Below are 8,752 nucleotides of genomic sequence, written 5' to 3'. Positions count from 1 at the left end.
GCTAATCTCCCCCCTCGAGGGGGAGATGGCCGGCAGGCCAGAGGGGGTCGCTCGTGAATGTGGGACATCGTCTTACTGAACCAACGGCAACGTCATCAGCCGCCCGAACTCAGGATGCGGCGCCTCATCCCCGCACAATCTCAGACAATTCCAGGCGGTCGCCTGGTTGCTGGTCACCACGGGACGTCCAATAGAATTTTCCATGCCGGTGACCGCGAGGGCGCTACGCAGCGCCGTGCAGGACACGAACAGCGCATCGGCGCTGGCGTCCGTCGCTTCCCGCGCAAGATCGACAAGCGTTGCCGGTGCGATGCGCGCCATCTCGCGGTCATCCTCGAAACCGAGGCAGGTGAAGCTGACGATCTCGAAGCCGCGCGCCGCGAAATAGGCGGCCATCGGCCTGGATGTCTCGACCGTGTAGGGAGTGAGGATGCTGAGCTTGTTTGCGCCCAGCGCACGCAGCCCGCGCACGCCCGCCATCGGCGGTGTGACCACCGGCACGCCGGGCTTTGCGACCTGGATCGCCGCCTCGATCTCGGCATCGCCGATTACCACCGAGGCCGAAGTGCAAGAATAGCAGATGGCATCGAGCTTCTCGTCCGGCAGGATCAGGGCCGCGCCCGCCGTCAGCGCCGGCTGCATCTTGCGCAGGTTTTCAGGCGTCGTCGGGTTGGCATAGGGAATGCGCGCGACATAGACGCCGACCCGCTCGCTCGCCACCATGCGGCGGAAATCCGGTTCGCTGGTGTGGTCAGTGGCCAGGATGATCAGGCCGATGCGCATGTCGAGCGGGCGTGCATCCAGCGCCGGCCGTTTCGGGTAGATCTTGATCTCGGGCAAGGGTTTCATCGGTTACCTCTCGATCTTGCCGTAGCGGCGTTCCAGCCAGCGCAGCAGCACGACCGAAAATAAACTGATGACCAGGAAGAAAGCACCGACCAAGGTGATCGGCTCGATATAGCGATAGTAGGTGTTGGCGACGCTTTTGGCCTGGTTCATCAGTTCCAGCACGGTGATTGCCGACAGCAGCGGCGTTTCCTTGAACATGGCGATGAAATAATTGGCGAGCGCCGGAATCATCGGCGGGATGGCCTGCGGAATGATGATGTGGGTCCAGGTCTGACTGGCGCTCAAATTGCATGCCTTGGCGGCCTCCCATTGGCCGCGCGGCACATTGTCGATGCCGGCACGATAAACCTCGGCCGTGTAGGTGCCGTAATGCAGCCCGAGCCCGATGACACCGGCGACCAGCGGCGGCAACAGGATGCCGATGTCGGGCAGCACGTAGAAAATGAAATAGAGCTGCACCAGCAGCGGCGTGCCACGGATGAATTCAGCCGCCCAGCCGACCGTGCGCGACAGCGCTTTGTTGGGCGAGCGGCGCGCCAGCGCAATGCCCAGCCCGACGACCGCCGCCAGCACCGAGCCGAGCAGCGTCGCCAGGATGGTGATCTTCACCCCCTGGATCAGCGTCGGCATGATTTCCCAGACGAAATTCCAATCCCATTCCATCAGCAGGCCCAATTTATCAGAAGGAAATTGGCCATCAGGCACGCACCCCATCGAGGCCGCGCGCCATGCGTCGTTCCAGCGAGCGCACGCCCCACGAGATGAGCAGGGCGAGGATGAAATAGATGATCAGGATGGTGGTGAATGGCACCAGGGTGTTGCCGGTCTGGGCGCGCACCACCTGCGCCTGGAAGGTCAGGTCGGTGAGCGAGATCAGCGACACCACGGCGGTCGCCTTGAGCAATTCGATGGCGTTGTTGCCAAAGGTCGGCAGCATCACCAGCAGCGCCTGCGGCAGGATGATGTGGCGCATGCCTTGCCACCGCCCGAGATTGAGCGCGGTGCAGGCCTCATACTGTTCGCGGCCGATCGACTGGATGGCGCCGCGCACGACTTCGGCGGCGTAGGCGCCGACATTGAGGCCGAGCGCCAGCACGCCGGCCTGCAACGGGGTCAACGAAATGCCGATGAAGGGCAGCACGAAATAGGCCCAGAACAACTGCACGAAGATCGAGGTGCCGCGGAAGAATTCGATATAGGCGGTGGCCAACCAACGCAGCGCAAAGAAGCGCGATACGCGCCCCATGCCGGCGAGGAAGGCCATGATCAACGCCAGCACCGACCCCATCAGCGTCAGCTCGATGGTGACAAGCGCTCCCTGCAATATCAGGCCGAAATAGCCGGACCACTGGGTCATTTACGTTCCAACGTTGGGTTTAGCTCCTTCTCCCCGTTTACGGGGAGTTGAGGAGCGGTCCGCGTAGCGGGCGAAAAGCCAATTGCTTGGCTTTTCGAGCAACGAAAGCCGGCAGGCAGATGAGGGGCGGCACTAGAGTCTCAGAACTTGGCGCCGCCCCTCATCCATCACTTCGTGACACCTTCTCCCCGTTGAACGGGGAGAAGGAAAAATCACTTCGCCGCGCAGAGCTTGTCGCGGCTGGTCGACATCGCCGCCGCCGCCGAGAAGCCGTAGGGTTCGATAATCTTGGCGAACTCGCCCGATTTCTTCATCTTGGCCAGTTCGACGTCGAAGGCGTCGCGCAATGCCTCATCACCCTTCTTGAAAGCGGCGCCGTCGCAATAGACCGGTGCGCCCTGCACCGGAGCGATGACTTCGAGGTTCGGATCGTTGGCCTTCTTGACCAGATCATTGATCGACAGGACGGGCAGCGAATAAGCGTCGATGCGACCATCCTGGAGCATCTTCACGCCGCTCTGGCCATCCGGCACGACGATGACGCGATCGCGTGGCACGCCGGCATTGAGCGCGAGCTTCTCCTCGGTGCCGCCGCCTGGCGCGCCGATGGTCGCAGTCGTATCCTTGGCGACATCCTCATAGCTCTTGAAGCCCTTCGAATTGCCCTTCTTCACCAACATCGCCTCGGCATCGCAAAGCACCGGCTCGGAATAGACGACGGCGGCGCAGCGTTCCGGCTTCATGAACAGGCCGGCGGTGACGACATCGAAGCGACCGGCCTGCAGGCCGGGGATCATGGCGCCATATTCAGAGATCGAAGCGGCGACGTCGGCGACGCCGAGCCGCTTGAATATCTCGCGGGCCACATCGGGCGCGGCACCCGAACCCTTGCCATCGGCGGCGACCGCCGTGTAGGGCGGCTCGTTGGCGATGGCGAGGCGAGCGAAACCTTGCGCCTTGAGTTGTTCGAGCTTGCTGTCATCGGCCGAACCCACGCTCGAGGCGGCCAGCACCGCCGCCAGCGTAAGGCTGGCGACGCCAGCCAGAATGCCAAGTTTCTTCTTCATTGTTCCCAACTCCTTGTTTCTTGTCTTGCTTTGTTACGGGGCGGCCCTCGCCACCTCGGGACGACTTCGTCGCCCTGGGCATTGCGGTCAGACGCGATGTCCGGCCGCGATGATCTTCTTCAGGAAGCCTTGCGTACGCTCCTGCTTGGGATTGCGGAAAATCTCGTCGGGCTTGCCCTCCTCGACGATCCTGCCACGATCGAAGAACAGTACCCGGTCAGCGAAATCATGGGCAAAGCCCATCTCGTGGGTGACCAGCAGCATGGTCATGTCGGTCTCGGCGGCCAGCTTGCGCATGACGTTCATCACCTCCTCGACCAGCTCCGGATCGAGCGCCGACGTCACCTCGTCGAAAAGCATGATCTTCGGCGACAGCGCCAGCGCCCGGGCGATTGCCACGCGCTGCTTCTGGCCACCGGACAGCTGCGCCGGCATGGACTTGGCCTTGTCGGCCATGCCGACCATTTCGAGCAGTTCCATCGCCCGCTTTTCGGCGGCAGCACGCGGCGTGCCCTTGGTCAGCATCGGCGCCAGCGTGACATTGTCCATGACGCATTTGTGCGGAAACAGGTTGAACAGCTGGAAGACCATGCCGATCTTCTGGCGCATCCTTGTGAGATGCCGCTCATCGGCGGACAGCAACTGTCCGTTGCGCTCCATGTGGTAGAGCTGCTCGCCGTCGATCTGGATATGACCGCCATCGATGCGCTCAAGCGTCATCAGGATGCGCAGGATCGTCGTCTTGCCCGAACCCGACGGGCCGATCAGCGCCAGCTTCTCGCCGGGCATGACCTGCATCGACAGGCCGTCCAGCACTTTGAAGCTGCCGAAGCTCTTCGAGATGCCGTCGATCTTGATGATGGGCGCTGATGCGGACAAATAAATTCCCCGTGCTGGAGAAGCCTGTGCCCTTAACGATGCGGAACGCACCAAATCATGTCAATTGGGAAAATAATATCATGACAATATTTCCCATTCCGCACAATTCTTGAGCAACCAGTGCCGAAGAGTGCGCCGGGATTCGGGTCAGGCCGAGCCGAGAATGGGAGCCTCCGAGAACCGGAACGGAGCGTACTTTTCGTACGTGAGTACCGGAAGCGCAAGAGGCTGCCTTTCGCAGGCCGGCATCACCCGGATAGCGGCGCGCTCGCTAGATAGCGAGCAGCAGGTGCTCGGGATCGCCGAGCAAAAGCTTGGTGACAACGCCGAGGCCGGCGCGCAGTTCCCCCTCGGTGGTCGAACCCAGCGAGATACGTACCGCCGGATGCCACGGCGCAGCCGAAATACGGAAGGACGTGCCGGGTGCAATCGCCACGCCCTGCAGGCGAGCCTGGGCGACAAAGCTTTCCTCGGCCCGGTCGGCCGGCAGTTGCAGCCAGACATGCAACCCGTCGCGCCGGGCGCGATAGTCCACCCCCGCCAGCACTTGCGCTGCAATATCCTGCCGGCGCCGCAAAGCCGCGCGCTGCCAGTGGACAAGCTCCATCGCCGTGCCGTCGGTCACCCATTTGGTGGCGATCTCGGCCACCAGCGGCGTCGCCATCCAGTTCGAGACCAGATGCCGGTTGGCGACGGCGGCGACGTAGCGGTCGGGCGCGGCCAGATAGCCGATGCGCAGACCGGGCACGGTGATCTTGGTGAAGGAGGTGACGTAGAGCGTGCGCTCCGGCGCGAACGCGGCAACCGGCGGCGGCCGGTCTTCGACCAGCGGACCGAGCACATCGTTCTCGATGATGGCGATGTCGTGCTTGCGCGCGACCGCGGCGATCTCTTCTCGCCGCCGCGCATCCATCAGGGTCGCCGTCGGGTTGATCACCGAGGGCTGCACGAAGACCGCGCGGATGTCGGAAAGCCGGCAGGCCTCGCCCAGCGCTTCCGGGATCAGGCCATTGTCGTCGATCGGCAGGCCTTCCAGATTGAAGCCGAGATAGCGCGCCAGCGGCACCAGCGTGTGGTGGCCGATCGCCTCGGTGGCAACCGTCGAGCCCGGCGGCGCGACGCTCATCAGCGCCACGGTCATGCCGGCGGTGGCGCCGTTGGTCAGGCTGACGTTCTGCGGCGATGCATCGAGGCCACAAAGCCTCAGCCATTCGACCGCCACCGCGCGGTGGCGCGGAAACACCATGTTGGGCCGGAACGAAAGTGCTGAACTCGACGGCAGGTTCTCAGCCAGCCAGCCCAGTGCTTGTTTCAGCCGCTCCAGATGCATCGGCTCACAAACCGGTTTCAGGATCGACAGGTCGATGACTTCGCCGAGCCGCTCGGGCAGATATGGCGGCTCCGGCTCGCGGCGCTGCGTCTGGACGAAGCTGCCGCGGCCGATCTCGCCCGAAATCAGGCCGCGACGGATCAGTTCCTCATAGGCGCGGCTGACCGTCTGCACCGAAAGTTTCAGATCGTCGGCCAGCCTGCGATGGGTCGGCAGCCGCGCACCATTGGCCAGGCGCCCGTCATGGATGGCACGCGCGAACTGGTCGGCCAGCGATTGATATGCCGGCCGCCGGATGAGTGCGGGATCGGGTTGCCACAATGTCATGACTTATTAGAGATCGAAATCAGTGCAATTGACAATCGAAATAATGCGCCGTCATGGTGCGGTGGACGAAAAAGTGGACGCCGATGACATCAGCGAAACTCGACCCGATCGACCTGAAAATCCTCGACGCCATCCAGCGCGACGGACGCATCACCAAGCTGGCGCTGGCCGAGCAGGTCGGACTGTCGCCGACGCCGTGCTGGATGCGGCTGCGCAAGCTGGAAAAGGCCGGCATCGTCTCGGGCTATCACGCCAGGATCGCCATGCGCGTCGTGGCACCCGTCGCCACCGTGCTGATGGAGGTGACCCTGGCCAACCACCGCCAGGCCGATTTCGACCGCTTCGAGCGCGTCATCCGAGACATCCCAGAGATCGTCGCCTGCTGGTCGGTGGGCGGCGGCGTCGACTATGTGCTGAAGGTGATGGCGCGCGACATCGACGCCTATCAGCGGCTGGTCGACGGCTTGCTCGACCGCGAAATCGGCATCGATCGCTACTTCACCTACATCGTCATCAAGACAGTGAAGGACGAGATCGCGCTGCCCATAGCCGACCTGCTGCCGGCGCAAGCATGAGGTCAATCTCCCCTACCGTACACCCAGGAGACTGATCGAAACCCCCGTCACGTCGTCATCCTGGGGCGAAGCAAGGAGCGCAGCGACGCGGCGCAGACCCCAGGATCCATGCCGCGACTTCAAAGCGCTGCTGCGGTGCAGAATTCTGCTCCGCTGCATTCCTCGACCAAGATCACGGCATGGATCCTCGGGTCTCCGCCGCGTCGCTTCGCTCCTGCTCCGCCCGTGGATGACGAAGGCGGGGAGGCTTCGGCCAATCTCCAGGTTTAGTGCCGCCCACCGGTCAGCAGAGAGATCATCTGCGCCCGCGGGCCAATAGAGACAATCTCTCTCTATGGGGCTGTCCAAACAGCCTCTCTGTCTGCATCGGGACGGATAATCTTCCCGCATCAGTCCGAACCGGGAGGTCTCGACCATGTCCGCGCATTTCGCCCGCTCGCATCGCCATGAAGCGCTCGATCGCCTCGCCGACCGCCGGCTGCTGCGTGAACTCGCCTATGTCGATGGCCACTGGACGGCGAGCGAGGCTGCCGAAAGCTTCGAAGTCACCGACCCGGCCACCGGCACCACAGTCGCTTTCGTCGCCGCGCTCGACGGCCGGCAGACGACGAAGGCGATCGATGCCGCCGCGCGCGCCTTCCCGGCGTGGCGGGCGCTGTTGCCGCAGGAGCGCTCGAAAATCCTGCGGAAATGGTTCGAGCTGATCATCGCTGCAAAGCAAGACCTCGCTCTGCTGATGACGCTGGAACAGGGCAAGCCGCTGCAGGAGTCGCTGGGCGAAATCGACTATGCCGCTTCCTTCGTCGAATGGTATGCCGAAGAAGCAAAACGCTTGAATGCCGAGAGCGTCACAAGCCATCTGCCGGGCGCCGAGATGATGGTGCGACGCGAGCCGCTCGGTGTCGTCGGCGTCGTCACGCCGTGGAATTTTCCGTCGGCGATGCTGACCCGCAAGGCTGCGGCAGCCCTTGCCGCCGGCTGCACGATCGTTGCGCATCCGTCCTCGGAAACACCGCTGTCGGCGCTGGCGCTGGCCGAACTCGGCGAACGCGCCGGCTTGCCCGCCGGCGTCTTCAACGTCATCACCGGCAAGGCTTCGACCATCGTCGGGCGGATGTGCGAAGACCCGCGCGTTCGCGCCATGAGCTTTACCGGCTCGACCGAGATCGGCCGGCTGATCGCCGCGCAAAGTGCTGCGACGATGAAGCGGCTGGTGATGGAGCTTGGCGGCCACGCCCCGCTGATCGTCTTTGCCGATGCCGATCTGGACAAAGCGGTTGATATCGCCATCGACGCCAAATTCGCCACGTCGGGCCAGGACTGCCTCGCTGCCAACCGTATCTATGTCCAGCGTCCGATCTACGATCGGTTCTGTGCCGCCTTCGCCAAGCGTATCGAGACGTTGCGGACCGGCAATGGCCTTGCTGATAGCACCGACATCGGCCCGCTGATGCACGAGCGCGCCGTCAAGAAGGTCGAGGAACAGGTCGCCGATGCCATCGCTCACGGCGCGCGCTGCCTCACCGGGGGCAAGCGGCACCAGGCTGGCCCCCTGTTCTACCAGCCGACGCTGCTGGCCGACGTCACTGACGAAGCGCTGATCATGCGTGAGGAGACTTTTGGTCCGGTGGCCGCCGTGACGCCGTTCGACAGCGAGGCCGAAGTGATCGCCCGCGCCAACGCTACCGAATATGGCCTCGTTGCCTATGTCGTGACCAAGAATGGTGGCCGGCAGCAGCGTATGGGCCGCGCCCTCGATTACGGTATGGTCGCCATCAACCGCGTCAAGATCACCGGCGCGCCGATTCCGTTCGGCGGCGTCAAGCAATCGGGCATCGGGCGCGAAGGCTCGCGCCACGGACTCGAGGCTTTCACCGATCTCAAATATCTCTGCCTCGATGTAGCTTAAGCTGCGCCGGAATCACCGTTTTGTCAGGAGTCAAAAGAATGCTCGACCAGTCCAACGAACTCGCCGCCTGGGATCGCGACCACTTCTTCCATCCCTCGACCCATATGGGAACGCATGCGCGGGGCGAAAGCCCGACGCGCATCATGGCCGGCGGCGAAGGTGTCACCGTCTGGGACAACAATGGCAAGAAGAGCCTCGACGCCTTCGCCGGCCTCTATTGCGTCAATGTCGGCTACGGCCGCCAGAAGATCGCCGACGCCATCGCCGCCCAGGCGAAGAACCTCGCCTACTACCACGCCTATGTCGGCCACGGCACCGAGGCCTCGATCACGCTGGCCAAAATGATCATCGATCGCGCGCCGCAGGGTATGTCGCGGGTCTATTTCGGCCTCTCCGGCTCGGATGCCAACGAAACCAACATCAAGCTGATCTGGTACTACAACAACGTGCTCGGCCGGC

General features: G+C 63.4%; 9 protein-coding genes. 3 read left to right on the top strand and 6 right to left on the bottom strand.

Annotated elements, in window-relative coordinates; genetic code table 11:
* Window positions 1-72 precede the first annotated feature (72 nt).
* The 6 genes from eutA to EOC06_RS26630 form a co-directional block, all read right to left on the bottom strand.
* Window positions 73-849: an ectoine utilization protein EutA gene (eutA, locus tag EOC06_RS26660; RefSeq protein WP_127807773.1), complete on the bottom strand. Its 777-nt coding sequence runs from the start codon at window positions 847-849 to the stop codon at window positions 73-75.
* A 3-nt stretch (window positions 850-852) separates the two neighbouring features.
* A complete protein-coding gene (gene ehuD, locus EOC06_RS26655; RefSeq protein ID WP_127270574.1) occupies window positions 853-1,512 on the bottom strand; it encodes an ectoine/hydroxyectoine ABC transporter permease subunit EhuD in 660 nt (219 codons plus the stop codon).
* 34 nt (window positions 1,513-1,546) lie between these two features.
* Window positions 1,547-2,206, bottom strand: coding sequence for an ectoine/hydroxyectoine ABC transporter permease subunit EhuC (gene ehuC / locus EOC06_RS26650; RefSeq protein ID WP_013530328.1), 660 nt, complete (start codon window positions 2,204-2,206; stop codon window positions 1,547-1,549).
* 212 nt (window positions 2,207-2,418) lie between these two features.
* Complete coding sequence (gene ehuB, locus EOC06_RS26645) at window positions 2,419-3,273, bottom strand: ectoine/hydroxyectoine ABC transporter substrate-binding protein EhuB (protein WP_128309184.1); 855 nt, start codon at window positions 3,271-3,273, stop codon at window positions 2,419-2,421.
* 87 nt (window positions 3,274-3,360) lie between these two features.
* Window positions 3,361-4,152 carry an ectoine/hydroxyectoine ABC transporter ATP-binding protein EhuA gene (gene ehuA, locus EOC06_RS26640; protein ID WP_128309183.1) on the bottom strand — a complete coding sequence of 264 codons (792 nt, stop codon included), beginning with the start codon at window positions 4,150-4,152 and terminating at the stop codon, window positions 3,361-3,363.
* 271 nt (window positions 4,153-4,423) lie between these two features.
* Window positions 4,424-5,809, bottom strand: a complete 1,386-nt coding sequence (locus tag EOC06_RS26630; RefSeq protein WP_128309181.1) for a PLP-dependent aminotransferase family protein — start codon at window positions 5,807-5,809, stop codon at window positions 4,424-4,426.
* An 83-nt stretch (window positions 5,810-5,892) separates the two neighbouring features.
* Between EOC06_RS26630 and EOC06_RS26625 the strand changes: the two genes are divergently transcribed.
* The 3 genes from EOC06_RS26625 to EOC06_RS26615 form a co-directional block, all read left to right on the top strand.
* Window positions 5,893-6,384, top strand: coding sequence for an Lrp/AsnC family transcriptional regulator (locus EOC06_RS26625; RefSeq protein ID WP_127269511.1), 492 nt, complete (start codon window positions 5,893-5,895; stop codon window positions 6,382-6,384).
* Window positions 6,385-6,799: 415 nt separating this feature from the next.
* Complete coding sequence (locus EOC06_RS26620) at window positions 6,800-8,293, top strand: NAD-dependent succinate-semialdehyde dehydrogenase (protein WP_128309180.1); 1,494 nt, start codon at window positions 6,800-6,802, stop codon at window positions 8,291-8,293.
* A gap of 38 nt (window positions 8,294-8,331) precedes the next feature.
* Window positions 8,332-8,752: aminotransferase class III-fold pyridoxal phosphate-dependent enzyme (locus tag EOC06_RS26615; protein ID WP_128309179.1), on the top strand; the 421-nt coding region annotated here is incomplete at its 3' end.

The sequence above is a fragment of the Mesorhizobium sp. M7A.F.Ca.MR.362.00.0.0 genome (assembly GCF_004023175.1).
In the GTDB taxonomy this organism is placed as follows: domain Bacteria; phylum Pseudomonadota; class Alphaproteobacteria; order Rhizobiales; family Rhizobiaceae; genus Mesorhizobium.
This window is presented reverse-complemented; position numbering and strand designations above follow the sequence as displayed.